Source organism: Mesorhizobium sp. YIM 152430, assembly GCF_029210365.1.
Taxonomy (GTDB): Bacteria; Pseudomonadota; Alphaproteobacteria; order Rhizobiales; family Rhizobiaceae; genus Aliihoeflea.
In genome coordinates, this window is sequence record NZ_JARGES010000041.1 from 22046 (window position 1) to 36433 (window position 14388).

13 protein-coding genes are annotated in these 14388 nt (G+C 63.5%); 8 read left to right on the forward strand and 5 right to left on the reverse strand.

Annotated features, from left to right (window positions below):
• Positions 1-7 precede the first annotated feature (7 nt).
• The 4 genes from glyA to PZ895_RS11545 all read right to left on the reverse strand — a co-directional run bounded on the left by glyA (position 8) and on the right by PZ895_RS11545 (position 4148).
• Positions 8-1321, reverse strand: a complete 1314-nt coding sequence (gene glyA / locus PZ895_RS11530; protein WP_275839138.1) for a serine hydroxymethyltransferase — start codon at positions 1319-1321, stop codon at positions 8-10.
• 178 nt (positions 1322-1499) lie between these two features.
• A complete protein-coding gene (locus PZ895_RS11535; RefSeq protein WP_275839139.1) occupies positions 1500-2747 on the reverse strand; it encodes a L,D-transpeptidase family protein in 1248 nt (415 codons plus the stop codon).
• Between the two features lie 306 nt (positions 2748-3053).
• Entirely contained in the window at positions 3054-3569 is a 516-nt protein-coding gene (locus PZ895_RS11540) for a MarR family winged helix-turn-helix transcriptional regulator (RefSeq protein WP_275839140.1), read from the reverse strand.
• A 159-nt stretch (positions 3570-3728) separates the two neighbouring features.
• Positions 3729-4148, reverse strand: a complete 420-nt coding sequence (locus tag PZ895_RS11545) for a DUF6163 family protein (protein ID WP_275839141.1) — start codon at positions 4146-4148, stop codon at positions 3729-3731.
• A gap of 99 nt (positions 4149-4247) precedes the next feature.
• On the opposite strand from PZ895_RS11545, the gene hemB reads away from it, so the two are divergent.
• The 3 genes from hemB to PZ895_RS11560 all read left to right on the forward strand — a co-directional run bounded on the left by hemB (position 4248) and on the right by PZ895_RS11560 (position 6723).
• Positions 4248-5279, forward strand: a complete 1032-nt coding sequence (gene hemB, locus PZ895_RS11550) for a porphobilinogen synthase (protein WP_275839142.1) — start codon at positions 4248-4250, stop codon at positions 5277-5279.
• Between the two features lie 123 nt (positions 5280-5402).
• Positions 5403-5888: an RDD family protein gene (locus PZ895_RS11555; RefSeq protein WP_275839143.1), complete on the forward strand. Its 486-nt coding sequence runs from the start codon at positions 5403-5405 to the stop codon at positions 5886-5888.
• An 88-nt stretch (positions 5889-5976) separates the two neighbouring features.
• Positions 5977-6723, forward strand: coding sequence for an arginyltransferase (locus tag PZ895_RS11560; protein ID WP_275839144.1), 747 nt, complete (start codon positions 5977-5979; stop codon positions 6721-6723).
• A gap of 6 nt (positions 6724-6729) precedes the next feature.
• Here the strand turns inward: PZ895_RS11560 and PZ895_RS11565 are convergent, their stop codons facing one another.
• On the reverse strand, positions 6730-8217 hold the full coding sequence (locus tag PZ895_RS11565) for an ATP-binding protein (protein WP_275839251.1): 1488 nt from the start codon (positions 8215-8217) through the stop codon (positions 6730-6732).
• 315 nt (positions 8218-8532) lie between these two features.
• Here PZ895_RS11565 and PZ895_RS11570 point away from each other — a divergent pair, with 315 nt between their 5' ends.
• From PZ895_RS11570 to PZ895_RS11590, 5 genes are all read left to right on the forward strand, one after another.
• Positions 8533-9534 (forward strand): sulfate ABC transporter substrate-binding protein, encoded by a 1002-nt coding sequence (locus PZ895_RS11570; protein WP_275839145.1) that lies wholly within the window; start codon positions 8533-8535, stop codon positions 9532-9534.
• 222 nt (positions 9535-9756) lie between these two features.
• Complete coding sequence (cysT, locus tag PZ895_RS11575; protein WP_275839146.1) at positions 9757-10581, forward strand: sulfate ABC transporter permease subunit CysT; 825 nt, start codon at positions 9757-9759, stop codon at positions 10579-10581.
• 2 nt (positions 10582-10583) lie between these two features.
• Complete coding sequence (gene cysW, locus PZ895_RS11580) at positions 10584-11465, forward strand: sulfate ABC transporter permease subunit CysW (RefSeq protein ID WP_275839147.1); 882 nt, start codon at positions 10584-10586, stop codon at positions 11463-11465.
• On the forward strand, positions 11462-12484 hold the full coding sequence (locus PZ895_RS11585; RefSeq protein WP_275839148.1) for a sulfate/molybdate ABC transporter ATP-binding protein: 1023 nt from the start codon (positions 11462-11464) through the stop codon (positions 12482-12484). Before cysW ends, PZ895_RS11585 begins: the two co-directional genes overlap by 4 nt.
• Positions 12485-12579: 95 nt before the next feature.
• Positions 12580-14331, forward strand: a complete 1752-nt coding sequence (locus tag PZ895_RS11590; RefSeq protein ID WP_275839149.1) for a DEAD/DEAH box helicase — start codon at positions 12580-12582, stop codon at positions 14329-14331.
• Positions 14332-14388 lie beyond the last annotated feature (57 nt).

The following is a 14388-nucleotide window of genomic DNA, read 5'->3' on the forward strand; positions in this document are numbered from 1 at the left end:
CCAGCGTTTAGCCCAGATACGGGTAGATCGGGAAGCGCTCGGTCAGCGCGACAACCTTTTTCTTCACCTCCGCCTCGACGGCGGCATTGCCCTCGTCGGAATTGGCGGTCTTCAGCCCGTCCATGACCTCGGCGATCAGCTTGCCGATCTCGCCGAATTCGGCGACGCCGAAGCCGCGCGTCGTGCCGGCTGGCGTGCCGAGCCGGATGCCGGAGGTGACGAACGGCTTTTCCGGGTCGAAGGGAATGCCGTTCTTGTTGCAGGTGATGTTGGCGCGGCCAAGCGCAGCTTCCGCGCGCTTGCCGGTCGCATTCTTCGGGCGAAGGTCGACCAGCATCGAGTGGTTGTCGGTGCCGCCCGAAACGATGTCGAGCCCGGTTTCCTTCAGGCTGGCGGCAAGCGCCTTGGCATTCGCCACCACGTCCCTTGCATAGGTCTTGAACTCGGGCTGCAACGCCTCGCCGAAAGCGACGGCCTTGGCGGCAATGACGTGCATCAGCGGGCCGCCCTGGAGGCCCGGAAAGACGGCCGAGTTCATCTTCCTGGCGATTGCCTCGTCATTGGACAGGATCATGCCGCCGCGCGGGCCGCGCAGCGACTTGTGCGTGGTGGTCGTCACGACATGGGCGTGCGGCAGTGGCGACGGGTGGACGCCGCCGGCAACGAGACCGGCGATATGCGCCATGTCGACCATCAAAAAGGCGCCGACCGCGTCAGCGATCTCGCGGAACCGCTTCCAGTCCCAGATGCGCGAATAGGCGGTGCCGCCGGCGACGATCAGCTTCGGCTTCGTCTCATGCGCGAGACGTTCGACCTCGTCCATGTCGATCAGATGATCGTCCTCGCGCACGCCATAGGAGACGACGTTGAACCATTTGCCGGACATGTTGACCGGCGAGCCATGGGTCAGGTGACCACCCGAATTCAGGTCGAGGCCCATGAAGGTGTCGCCCGGCTGGAGCAGGGCGAGGAACACCGCCTGGTTCATCTGCGAGCCGGAATTGGGCTGCACATTGGCGAAATTGCAATCGAACAGCTTCTTGGCCCGCTCGATCGCCAGTTCCTCGGCGATGTCGACGAACTGGCAGCCGCCATAGTAGCGCTTGCCCGGATAGCCTTCGGCATACTTGTTTGTCATGATCGAGCCCTGCGCCTCCAACACGGCGCGGCTGACGATGTTTTCCGAGGCGATCAACTCGATCTCGTGACGCTGGCGACCAAGTTCCTTCTCGATCGCGCCGAAGATTTCGGGGTCGCGGTCGGCGAGGGACTGGGTGAAAAACGCGTTCGGCTGGGCGGAGGCGGCAGTCGCGGTGGCCATGGCAGATCGACCCTTCTGGCGTGTGACGGTAATCCGTGGAGCGGCGCGAATATCACACTATCGCAGCCCGGGCCACGTCCGATTCGCGAATATTAAGTGCCCGAAAGCGACCGCAGCAATGCGGCAAAAAGAAAGACCGCCCAGGGGACGGCCTTTCATCAAATTCAATCGGGTGCGATCAGGTCGCGGTCGAAATCTGCAACTCCGACGAGCCGTCGAGCGCATAGATGTCGTCCCGGAACTGGACGACGCCGTCGCTGGTCGACCAGGCCGACACGTAGCTGAAATGGACGGGCACCGGATTGGTCACGGCCACGGCCACGTCGGCATCGTTGATGATCGTCTGCTCGAAGCGGTTGCGATCCCAGCCCGGCGTCTCGCGCAGGATCCAGGTGACGAGGTCGCGCACGTTTTGCACGCGCACGCAGCCCGAGGAATGGAAACGCTCCTGATTGGCGAACAGGCTCTGCTGCGGCGTGTCGTGCATATAGACGGCGTGCGGGTTATGGAAGTCGATCTTGACGGACGCCATGGCGTTGATGCGGCCGGGGTCCTGGCGGAAGCGCAGCTTGGCGGCCTCTTCCGTCTGCCAGTTGATCGTCAGCGGATCGACCTCGCCATTGGGGCCGAGAATGCGGATGCCGTTTTCGGCCAGATAGTTGGGGTTCTGGCGCATCAGCGGAATGATGTCGCGGCGGACAATCGATTCCGGCGCGTTCCAGTACGGATTGACGATGATCTGGTGAATGTTTGAGTCCAGGATCGGCGTCTGGCGATCGATCTTGCCGACCACTGCGACGTGACGGCTCACGACACGGCCATTCTCGACAGCCTCGATCTCGGCGGCCGGGATGTTGACCATCACGTAGCGGTTGGCTGTCGTTCCGACCTTCTCGCTGAGGCGGCCGAGATTTCGCTCGAGTTGGCCGAGACGGACCTGCGCCGACGCGTTGAGCGAGCGATAGGTGTAAGGGCCGGTAACGCCGTCGGCCGGAATGCCATGGCGGTTCTGAAAGCGCTTCAAGGCCGCATCGACATATGAATCGAAGGCCGGTGACATCCCTGCCCGCTCGGACAGATCGCCCGAGATCATCAGGCGCTGGCGCAGAACGTCCACGTCCGGGTCGACGACGCCGAGTTGCAATTTCTTCTGATCGGGAACCATCGGCCAGCCGCCGCGCGCGGCGATGTCCTGATAACGGACGATGGCATCCTGCAAATAGACGAGCGTGTCGGGGCTGAAGATCGGACGGGTGGTCGCGACCTGCCCGCCATCGGAGACCTGGGCGTCGAACTGGTCACCCCAGCCGCGGCGGTTCGAATTCAGGATCGAATCGATCACGTTCTGCGCATGGGCGCTTTGCGACACGGCGGCTGCCGCAAGGGCGGACGCACCGGTGAGAAAGGTTCTGCGGCTGGTTTTCATGTTCTGTCCCGACGCTTCAAGAAATGACGGCGCAAGCACGCGCACTGCGAAGGACGAGACTAGCGGGTTAACCTTAACGAAACGCCACCAATCCCGACCATCATGGTTTCGGCCGAAATACCGGATGACGTCCGGTCACATTCCAATATGGCGGCTTCGTGACGATCGATCACTCGGGTGGTGGCTGTTGCATAATGACGACACCGGCAAACCGGCGTGCGGAGCGCTCCGTGCCCGCCGCGCATCGGCCGCCATGATGGAGGCGGGTCCGATGCGTCGGCGGTGATCGAGAGGCGCGCCTTTCCCTTACATGCGGTAGGCGATTGTGTCGTTCCAGAAGCGGTCGAGGCGCTGCAACGCCTTGTTCATCTGCTGGAACTCGTCCTGGCCGATGCCGCCGACCTTCTCGATCGAGCCGATGTGACGGTCATAGAGCGCGCCGACCAGATCGGCGATCTCGCGTCCCTTGGGCGTCAGGCTGACGCGGACCGAGCGGCGGTCGATGCGTGAGCGCTGGTGATTGATGAAGTCGAGGTCGACGAGCTTCTTGAGATTGTAGGAAACGTTCGAGCCCAGATAGTAGCCGCGCGAGCGCAGTTCGCCGGCGGTCAGTTCCGAAGACCCGATGTTGAAGAGCAGCAGCGCCTGGATGGCATTGATGTCGCTGCGGCCGTTGCGGTCGAACTCGTCCTTGATGACGTCAAGAAGACGGCGGTGCAACCGCTCGACGAGTTGAAGAGATTCAAGGTAGAGCGAGCGGATGGAATCGCCGCGCTCTTCGTTCATCTGGACGTTCTTCGACGTCGTACGCGAATTGATCATGGTCGTGCCTCTCGTTAAACGCCGGTGACTTTGTTTTTGATCTCACCTTGGGCACGACCCTACCGAATGCATCTAAAATTCGACTTAAACCGCAGGCTTAACATGAGCTTACCGGGAACTGCCGGATTTCAGGGTTAAGCTGCGGTTAGACCGAAAGGTTCATTTTTCCTCTCTGCGGCGTCTGGCCCAGCGGTGGAGCCGGAAGCCGGCATAGATCACAGCCGTCAGCGCATGGACGACGAGCACGAGGTCGCGGCGCCCGTAAAGCTCGGGAAAGCCCGCATACATCACCGTTTCGGACAGCGCGCACACGAACCAGATTACCGGGCCCCAGGAAGCCAGCATCCACAGCCCGCTCGCCGCGAAAGGATAAAGCACCGCCAGGCAGACGGCCGCAACCTGCCAGTGGACCGGCATCAGGTCGAACCGCCAGGTCAGTCCGTCATAGAAGCCGAGCAGTCTGATCCAGTAGAGAAGACCGAGCCCGGCGCAAAGCGCCGCAACCGCCCGCAGGAACGTCTCGAACATCGTTTCGGAGGCCGACAGGGGCGGCAGGACCGAAGGAGAGGACTGGATCACGGTTCGGCGACTTTCAGATGTTGCAACGGGCTTGGTGGCCAGACGGGTTGGACCCGCATTCGGCCCATGATACACCCCGCGCTATCAGGAGACGCCATCATGAACAAGATCACCCGGCCGGTTGCCACCACCTTGCGCACGGTCGATGAAATCACCGGCAGCCGTCGCCTGCGCCGGATGCGCAGGACGGACTGGTCGCGGCGCATGGTTCAGGAAACGAGCCTGACGGTCGACGACCTGATCTGGCCGATCTTCGTGGTAGATGGCGAGAGGCGCCGCGATCCCCTCCCCTCCATGCCCGGCGTCGAGCGGTTTTCCGTCGATGTCGCGGTCGAGGAAGCCGAGCGCGCCGCGCAGCTTGGCATTCCCGCGCTCGCGATCTTCCCCAATATCGATATCGGCCTGCGCGACCAGACCGGCTCGCACATTCTCGACCCCGACAATCTGATCAACCGCGTCACGCGCGCAATCAAGCTGTCCGTGCCGGAGATCGGGATCATCACGGATGCGGCTCTCGACCCTTTCACCAGCCACGGCCATGACGGCATCCTGCGCGACGGGATCATCGTCAATGACGAGACGGTGGCGCAGGTCGCCGCCGCGTCCGTGGTGCAGGCGGAGGCGGGTGCCGATATCATTGCGCCGTCGGACATGATGGACGGGCGGATCGGCGCGGTGCGCGATGCGCTCGACGCGGCGGGTTATCAGGACGTGGCGATCATGTCCTACGCGACCAAGTTCTCGTCGGCCTTCTACGGTCCCTATCGCGAGGCGATCGGCACCAGCGGCCTCCTGAAGGGCGACAAGAAAACCTATTATCTCGATCCGGCCAATGCAGCCGAGGCGATCCGCGAAACCGGGCAGGACGTGCTCGAGGGGGCGGACATGATCATGGTCAAGCCCGGAATGCCCTATCTCGACATCATCCGACAGTTGAAGGATGAATTCTCATTGCCGACATTCGCGTATCAGGTTTCGGGCGAGTACTCGATGATCGAGGCCGCCGCCGCCAATGGCTGGATCGACGGCGAGCGCGCCATGATGGAAAGCCTGCTTTCCTTCAAACGGGCGGGCTGCGACGGCATCCTGACCTATTTCGCGCCGCGCGTGGCGCAAATCCTCAAGGGTTGATCCACTCTTGGCCGGGCTGCTTTCCTTATCCTTCGATCAGATCGATAAAATTTGAATGAACCGTTCGACTTGCGATCACGGTTGCGCGATCCCATCTTGGACCCGACAGGCAAGGAAACGAAAATGAACACGACCTCATCGACCGGGCCCATTCACGACGGCGAGATTCTCAACGACCGCCTCGACGATGCACGCGTCTATGAAGGCGTGCGCACGCGTCGCATTCTTTCCTTCTGCATCGATTATCTGATCGTCGGGCTGCTGATGATCGTGCCGGCCATCGTCATTGGCCTGTTGGGCGTCATCACGCTGGGTCTCGGATGGATGCTCTACGGCATCCTGTTTCCGGTCGTCGCGCTCGGTTATGTCTGGTGGACACTGGGCAGCCCTTCACAGGCGACCGTCGGAATGCGCATGATGAACATCCGGCTCGAGCGACTCGACGGCGGGCGTGTCGACGGGCCGCTCGCGGTTCTGCATTCGGTGCTTTTCTGGGCTGGCAACGTCATCCTGACGCCGTTCATCCTGCTGGCGACGCTTTTCCTCGACCGCAAGCGGGCCGTCCACGATCTTCTTCTCGGTACTGTCGTCGCGCGAACCGACCGTTAAGCGGAACTTGATGTCGCGCGGCTTGCCAACGGACGCGACTGGGGATTTCATATCCTGATCGCGGCAATCCATTCCGACTCGACGGTCAATGACGCATCAGCCCAAGCAGTCACCGCAATTCTTCCTGACGGCGCCCTCGCCCTGTCCCTATATCGAGGGCGAGTTCGAGCGAAAGGTGTTCACCCATCTGGTCGGAGACAAGGCGCACGAGTTGAACGATCTTCTCACGCAAGGCGGCTTTCGCCGGTCGCAGAACATCGCCTACCGGCCGGCCTGCGAGACCTGCCGTGCCTGTGTTTCAGTGCGCATTCTCGCCAACGAGTTCCAGCCGACGAAGAACATGAAGCGCGTGTCGGCGCGCAACGCGGACCTCATCGGCGCCGAGCACAAGGCCGAACCGTCGAGCGAGCAATATTCCCTTTTTCGCACCTATCTTGATGCCCGCCACAAGCGCGGCGGCATGTCCGACATGACCGTGCTCGATTATGCGATGATGGTCGAGGACACCCATGTCGACACAAGGGTGATCGAATATCGCCGGCGCGGTCCCGACAGTTTCATCACCGGCAAGGGCCATGGCGAACTCATCGCCGTCTCGCTGTGCGACAGGATGGGAGATGGCCTTTCGATGGTCTATTCTTTCTTCCACCCCGACATGGAGGACCGCTCGCTCGGCACCTTCATGATCCTCGACCACATCCAGCGGGCCAGGGCGCTGGGCCTGCCGCACGTCTATCTGGGCTACTGGGTCAACGGCTCGCGCAAGATGGGCTACAAGGTCCGCTTCAAGCCGCAGGAACATCTGGGGCCGCAGGGCTGGGAGCGCGTCGCATAGGCTTGCCTACTCTGCCGCCTGCCGCGGCACGATCTCCTCGCCGGGCCGCTCCGGCTGGTCGGGCGCCGTTTCGCATCCAAGGTCGGGAAAGACGACGATGCGCTTGCCGGTCAGGTCCGTGCGGACCACGATCAGGTCGCGTTCCTCGAAATAGGTGAGCAGGCGCCGCGCGCGGTTTGCCGAATGGCTGCCATAGGCACGCGCCAGCGCCGCATTGCTCGGGCATGGCCGGCCCTCGACGGCGGCAAGGGCAATGATCAGGAAGATCGGCTGGATGTCCTCGGCCAGATCCTTCGACAGATCGAGCGCGATGCGCCATGCTTCAGTCGCTGCCGTTTCCTCGCAGATGCCGGTTCTGGCGATCGCCAGCCGGCGCTTGAATTCGGGCAGGTCGGCGGGGCTGCCCGGCACGCGCCGGATGCGGCAGCGCACGAGGAAATCCTGATAAAGCACCGCCACCGTTCGGAACGGCAGTTCCGGATCGTCGGCGATTTCGCGCATGACGAGGTTGAGCAACCGTTCACGCTCCACCTTGTCGATCTCCGGAAAATGGGCTTGCACCGGCTCTTCGGCAATCTCGCGGGGTCGCGACAACTGCTCCAAAATATCGGCCGTCGGCGTGGGCGCCGGCGGGGGCCGCCGCGCGGGCGCCCTCGTCTCTTCCGGTCCCGGCTGGAAGATCAGGTCGCGCGCCTTGCCGGTCGCTTCGGGCAGCGGCATCAGCGTGGGGCTGACGGAACGCGCCGAGGTCTCCACCGTCCCGATCGTCACCGGCATCGGCCGGCGCGAGACGGCGGGGCCGAGCGCAACGAAGGAGCCGCGCTGCAAATCGCGGAACTGCTCCGCCTGCCGCCTGTCCATACCTAGCAGGTCAGCCGCGCGCGCCATGTCGATGTCGAGGAAGGTGCGGCCCATCAGGAAGTTCGACGCCTCGGCGGCGACGTTCTTGGCGAGTTTTGCGAGGCGCTGCGTGGCGATGACACCCGCAAGACCGCGCTTTCTGCCACGGCACATCAGGTTCGTCATGGCGCCGAGCGAGACCCGGCGCGCCTCATCCGAAACCTCACCGGCAGCCGCCGGCGCAAAGAGTTGCGCTTCGTCGACCACCACGAGAACCGGATACCAATGCTCGCGCTCGGCATCGAACATACCGTTGAGAAAGGCTGCCGCGGCCTTCATCTGCTGGTCCGCATCGAGCCCTTCGAGATTGACCACCACAGAGACCCGGTGCTGGCGGATGCGGCCGGCAATGCGCACCAGTTCTGCCTCGGTGCGCGCGGCATCGACGACGACATGGCCGAACCTGTCGGCCAGGGTGACGAAGTCGCCCTCGGGATCGATGATGCACTGCTGCACCCAGGGCGCGCTCTGTTCGAGCAGGCGGCGCAGGAGATGCGACTTGCCCGAACCGGAATTGCCCTGCACGAGCAAACGCGTGGCGAGCAGTTCCTCCAGATCCATCATGGCCGGCGCGCCGTGCGCGCCCTTGCCCATATCGATGCCGACTTTCAATGCAAATCTCCGATCAGGGTCGCCTTTCTAGCATCCTAGCGCCCGGCTGCGGGTGTCAGGGTCGCGCAATCCACAACTCCCTCGTCGAGTCGCAACCGCACGACCGGAAAGCGTGGCGTGACAGGTCCGGCGGGCGGCATCGACTGATAGGAAGGAATTCCGTTCCCGGATGCCCCGCCTTTTGGAATGGATTGCTTCAACAATCAGATTGCATGTCTTGCACTGCCTTCATGGCCGTCACCGCGGACGCTAGATTCCTCTTCCAATCATCCGCCATTGTGACGAGGAAAAATTTCAATGAAGCGCCTCTTGCTCGCCGGCGTCGCCGCCGCCCTCCTTTTCGGTGCGCCTGCCCATGCGCAGCAGCCGACCTCGCTCCTCAACGCCTCCTACGACATCGCGCGCGAATTGTTCGCGGCGGTCAACGACGCGTTCATCCCCGCCCACAAGGAGGCGACCGGGCAGGACGTCGCCGTCGACCAGTCACATGGCGGCACCTCCCGCCAGGCGCGCGCCATCACCGAGGGGCTCGAGGCCGACGTCGTTACCTTCAACCAGGTTACGGATATCGACTTCCTCGTCCAGAACGGTTTCGTTTCCGAGGATTGGCAGAGCGAGTTCCCCAACCAGTCCTCGCCCTTCTATTCTCTGCCGTCCTTCCTCGTGCGCGAAGGCAATCCGAAGGGCATCGAGGATTGGGATGATCTGGTGCGCGAGGATGTACAGGTGATCTTCCCGAACCCGAAGACCTCCGGCAATGCGCGCTACACCTATCTGGCCGCCTATGCCTATGCGCTTGAAGCGTTCGAGGGCGACGCAGCCAAGGTGCAAGAGTTCGTGAAGGCCATCTTCGACAACGTTCCAGTGTTCGACACCGGCGGGCGCGCCGCGACGACGACCTTCGTCGAGCGCCAGATCGGCGACGTGCTGATTACGTTCGAGGCGGAGACGAAGGCCATCGCGCGCGAGTTCGGCGAGGATCAGTATGATCTCATCACGCCGTCGGTCAGCCTTTTGGCCGAATTCCCAGTCGCCATCGTCGATCGCGTCGCCGAGCGCCGTGGTTCGGGTGAACTCGCCAAGGCTTATCTTGACTTCCTTTACACCGACGAAGGCCAGCGCATCGCCGCCGAGCATGGGCACCGCATCGAGAACGAGACGGTCGCGCCCGAATTCGCCGAAAACTACCCCGAAGTTCGCCTCGTCACCGTCGAGGACGTGTTCGGCGGCTGGGACAAGGTGCAGGAAGAACATTTCGCCTCCGGCGCGATCCTCGATCAACTTTACGGCCAGCGTTGATCCGCTGCTCAGTGACTACCCATCCGACGGACCCTGGTCCGTCGGATTTCGTTTGATGGATGATGAAATCGTGGCGTTTTACGTTGCCCCCCTCTGGCGTGCCAATCTTGGGCAGATTTGGCATCTCCCATTTCGCGGAGGAGATGGTAAATCTGCCCAAGATTGGCAGGCCAGAAAGGGGCGCGAAGGAACGCACGCGGCTTTGTCGGACGGAACCACATCATGACCCGCCGCCGCATCATCCCCGGACTGCCGCTGTCCCTCGGCATCACGCTCTTTTATGTCGGTCTCATCATCGCCCTGCCGCTGGGCGCACTCGTCTTCAAGGCTGCGAGCCTCGGGCCGGAAGCCTATTGGAACATCATCTCGTCGGAACGGGCGGTGGCGAGCTATCGCGTCACCGTCTTGTCCGCCCTTGCGGCAACGCTCTTCAATCTCGTCTTCGGCCTCGCGCTCGCCTGGGTACTGGTGCGCTATTCCTTTCCCGGACGCAGGCTGGTCGATGCCATCGTCGATTTGCCCTTCGCCTTGCCGACCGCCGTCGCCGGCATCGCGCTGACGACCCTCTTCGCGCCCAATGGCTGGTTCGGCGGCCCGCTTCTGGAGGCAGGCATCCGCGTCGCCTATACGCCCATCGGCATCGTGATCGCGATGGCGTTCACCAGCCTGCCCTTCATCGTGCGCACCGTGCAGCCCGTTCTCGAAGACCTTGATCCGGCATTGGAGGAAGCGGCGCAATCGCTCGGCGGCAGCGATGTTTCGATTTTCTGGCGCGTGATCCTGCCGATCCTCTGGCCGGCGCTTCTGGCCGGCACCTCGCTCGCCTTCGCGCGCAGCCTCGGCGAGTTCGGTGCGATCATCTTCATCGCCGGAAACCAGCCCTTCTCGACCGAGATCACCGCGCTTCTCGCCTTCATCCGGCTGGAGGAATACGACTATCAGGCCGCCGCCGCGATCGCATCCGTCATGCTGATCACCGCCTTCGTCATGCTCGCCGTGACCAACCTCATGCAGGCCCGCGCCCTGCGCTACACGGCGAGGACCTGACCATGCACCATGCAACCGGCCGTCCGCCGCGCGTCGGCGATGCTCCAGCCATCCGCCGCACGTTGATCGGCCTCGTCCTGATCACCGGCGCGCTTCTCATTCTGGCCCCACTGGTCGTCATCGGCGTTCAGGCTTTTTCGATGGGCGTCGGCTATTTCGGCGCGACCATCGCCCATCCCGATACGCGCCACGCAATTTTCCTCACCGTCGCCACCGCACTGATCGCCGTTCCGGTCAACACCATCTTCGGCGTCGCGGCTGCCTGGGCCGTGACGAAACACGATTTCCGGGGCCGGCGATTCCTGATCGTCATCATCGAGATCCCCTTCTCGATCTCGCCGATCGTCGCCGGGGTCGCCTATCTCTTCGTCTACGGACTGCAAGGGCTGTTCGGTCCGGCGCTGCAATCCGCCGACATCCGCATTCTCTTCGCCCTGCCCGGCATTATGCTTGCCTCGATGTTCGTCACCGCGCCTTTCGTCGCCCGTGAACTGATCCCGCTGATGCAGGCGCAGGGACGCGACCTCGAAGAAGCGGCCACCTCGCTCGGCGCATCGGGCTGGCGCACCTTCTTTTCCGTCACGCTGCCCAATATCAAATGGGCGCTGCTGTATGGCGTGGTGCTGTGCAATGCCCGCGTCATGGGCGAGTTCGGGGCGGTCTCGGTCGTCTCGGGCAACATTCGCGGCCAGACCAACACGCTGCCGCTGCACATCGAACTGCTCTATCACGACTACAATTCCGTCGGCGCCTTCGCGGCCGCTTCCATCCTTGCGCTGCTTGCCGTCGTGACCATCATCGCCAAGGTTCTGCTCGAGCGGCAAGGCGCGGGACGGCGCTCGCGTCCCGCACTTGCCGCCCCCATCGTCGAGGCCAAGCCATGAAGATCGCCCTGAAGAACGTCGCCAAGACCTTCCAGACATTTCGCGCCGTGCGCGGCGTCTCGCTCGAAATCGAAAGCGGCGAGCTCGTAGCGCTTCTCGGTCCTTCCGGCTCGGGTAAGACGACCATCCTGCGCATGGTCGCCGGCCTCGAATATGCGGACGAAGGCCACATTTTCTTCGGCGAGGAAGACGCGACCGACATTCCGGTCGCCAGGCGCGGGGTCGGCTTCGTCTTCCAGCACTATGCGCTCTTTCCGCATATGACGGTCGGCGAGAACATCGCCTTCGGCATGAAGGTCTCCAAGAACAAGCGTTCGAAGGCCGAAATCGAGGCGCGCGTCGGCGAACTCCTGCGCCTTGTCAAGCTCGACGGGTTGCAGGGCAGGTTTCCGAACCAGATTTCCGGCGGCCAGCGCCAGCGCGTCGCGCTTGCGCGCGCGCTCGCGGTCGACCCGAAAGTTCTTCTGCTCGACGAGCCGTTCGGCGCGCTCGACGCCAATGTGCGGCGCGAATTGCGCCGCTGGCTGCGTGAGATCCACTCCGAACTCGGCATCACCACGCTTTTCGTCACTCACGACCAGGAAGAGGCGCTCGACCTTGCCGACCGCGTGGTCATCCTCGACGAAGGCCGGATCGTGCAGCAGGGCACACCTGAACAGGTCACGCGCAGCCCGAACTCGTCCTTCGTGATGCGTTTTCTTGGCGACACAAACCGCCTCGGTGCATCCGTCGCCAACGGCATGGCCGATCTCGGCGGCGCGTCGATCGCCGCACCCGCGCTCGCCGACGGCAAGGCGGACGCCTATCTGCGCCCGAGCGACCTCGCCTGGTCGGCGACGGGCGGCGGCATTCCCGCTTCCGTCGAGCGCGTGCTCGACCGGCCGGATTCGCGTCGCGTGATTGCAGTAACCGATGCCGGCGACCCGCTCGAATTCGACGTCGCGCCGGAAGTCGTCGTCAGGGCCGGCGACCGGGGTTTCGTCCAGATCACGCGGGCGCAGCTTTTCGCGGCTGAATAGTCGCTCCTATACATTTGCGGCAAAGCCGGTTAGGAAGGCGCAAAATTCAGCGCCGCGTCCGTTGCGCCCGCGCGTCCACTCCCGAAAGACGACCGATGACCGAATTCGAAGGCATCTTGCCTCCGCTTGCCGCCGCACTGGAAAAGCGCGGCTATTCCTCCCTGACTCCGGTGCAGAAGGCCGTGACCGGCTCCGAACTCGGCGATGCCGACGCGCTCGTCTCAGCACAGACCGGCTCCGGCAAGACGGTTGCCTTCGGTCTCGCGCTCGCACCGACCTTGCTCGGCGACAAGGACCGGTTCGGCCATGCCGCCGCCCCGCTGGCGCTCGCCATCGCGCCGACGCGCGAACTCGCCTTGCAGGTCAAGCGTGAACTCGAATGGCTCTATGCCGAGACCGGCGCCATCGTCGCCTCCTGCGTCGGCGGCATGGACATGCGCTCGGAACGCCGCACGCTCGAACGCGGCGCGCAGATCGTCGTCGGCACGCCAGGGCGCCTGCGCGATCACATCACGCGCGGCTCGCTCCAACTCGACGACATCCGCGCCGTCGTGCTCGACGAGGCTGACGAAATGCTCGATCTCGGCTTCCGCGAAGACCTCGAATTCATTCTCGAAGCCGCACCCGACGAGCGACGCACGCTGATGTTTTCGGCCACGGTGTCGAAGCCGATCGCCGAACTTGCCAAGAACTACCAGCGCAATGCCGTGCGCATCTCGACCGCAGCCGAGACGCGCCAGCATGGCGACATCGAATACCGCGCCCTCACCGTTGCCGACGCCGACCGCGAGAACGCGATCATCAACGTGCTGCGCTATTACGAGCCGACCAATGCGCTGGTCTTTTGCGCAACGCGCGCTGCCGTAAATCACATGACAGCCCGCTTCAACAATCGCGGCTTCTCGGTCGTCGCGCTGTCCGGCGAACTCAGCCAGAACGAGCGTACCCATGCGCTGCAAGCCATGCGCGACGGGCGCGCGCAGGCCTGCATCGCCACCGATGTCGCCGCGCGCGGCATCGACCTGCCGAACCTCGAACTTGTCGTCCATGCCGACCTGCCGACAAACCGCGAGACGCTGCTGCATCGCTCGGGCCGCACAGGCCGCGCGGGTCGCAAGGGCATGAGCGTGCTGATCGTGCCGAACAAGGCCGGCAAGCGCGCGAGCCGTTTGCTTGGGGGCGCGGGCATCACCGCGCAATGGGGCAAGCCGCCGACCGCCGAGGAGGTCGTGCAGCGCGACGACGAGCGCCTGCTTGCGGACCCCGCGCTTTCGGAATCGGTCACCGAGGATGTCAAGGAGTTCGTGCGGCAGATCCTGGAAAAGCACGGCGCCGAACAGGTCGCCGCCGCCTATGTGCGCGCCTATCGGGCTGGGCGCTCTGCGCCGGAAGACCTGATGGATGTCGGTTTCGTCGAGGAGCGCAAGGCCGCCAGGGAACGCGAACCCTTCGGCGAGGCCGTCTGGTTCTCGCTTTCCATCGGACGCAAGCAGAATGCCGAGCCGCGCTGGCTGATCCCGATGCTGTGCCGCAACGGCAATTTGACCAAGAAGGACATCGGCGCGATCAAGATGATGCCGGAGGAAACCTTCGTCGAGATCGCCGCCGGCTCCGCCGACCGCTTCGCGACGCTGATCGGCAAGAAGGGCGATCTGGAACGCGGCATCCGCGTGCGCCGGGTCGACGGCACGCCCGATTTCGCGCGTGACGCCAAGCCGGCGCATCGCGGACAGAAGAACGATCACAAATCGGAAAAGAAGGATTGGTCGAGAAAGCCGGGCAAGCCGAAATTCGAAAAGCGCCCGGAAGGCTTCAAGAAGAAAAAGAAGCCTAAACACGACGCATAGGAAAAAGGGCGCCGCGCAGCGCCCTTTTCGATTCTAACGCTCGAGAGTTGCGATGGC

Bases quoted from the DNA above. Each gene is read 5' to 3' on its own strand.
- glyA (WP_275839138.1), bottom strand. From the start codon at position 1,321: ATGGCCACCGCGACTGCCGCCTCCGCCCAGCCGAACGCGTTTTTCACC.
- PZ895_RS11535 (WP_275839139.1), bottom strand. From the start codon at position 2,747: ATGAAAACCAGCCGCAGAACCTTTCTCACCGGTGCGTCCGCCCTTGCG.
- PZ895_RS11540 (WP_275839140.1), bottom strand. From the start codon at position 3,569: ATGATCAATTCGCGTACGACGTCGAAGAACGTCCAGATGAACGAAGAG.
- hemB (WP_275839142.1), top strand. From the start codon at position 4,248: ATGAACAAGATCACCCGGCCGGTTGCCACCACCTTGCGCACGGTCGAT.
- PZ895_RS11555 (WP_275839143.1), top strand. From the start codon at position 5,403: ATGAACACGACCTCATCGACCGGGCCCATTCACGACGGCGAGATTCTC.
- PZ895_RS11560 (WP_275839144.1), top strand. From the start codon at position 5,977: ATGACGCATCAGCCCAAGCAGTCACCGCAATTCTTCCTGACGGCGCCC.
- PZ895_RS11565 (WP_275839251.1), bottom strand. From the start codon at position 8,217: ATGGGCAAGGGCGCGCACGGCGCGCCGGCCATGATGGATCTGGAGGAA.
- PZ895_RS11570 (WP_275839145.1), top strand. From the start codon at position 8,533: ATGAAGCGCCTCTTGCTCGCCGGCGTCGCCGCCGCCCTCCTTTTCGGT.
- cysT (WP_275839146.1), top strand. From the start codon at position 9,757: ATGACCCGCCGCCGCATCATCCCCGGACTGCCGCTGTCCCTCGGCATC.
- cysW (WP_275839147.1), top strand. From the start codon at position 10,584: ATGCACCATGCAACCGGCCGTCCGCCGCGCGTCGGCGATGCTCCAGCC.
- PZ895_RS11585 (WP_275839148.1), top strand. From the start codon at position 11,462: ATGAAGATCGCCCTGAAGAACGTCGCCAAGACCTTCCAGACATTTCGC.
- PZ895_RS11590 (WP_275839149.1), top strand. From the start codon at position 12,580: ATGACCGAATTCGAAGGCATCTTGCCTCCGCTTGCCGCCGCACTGGAA.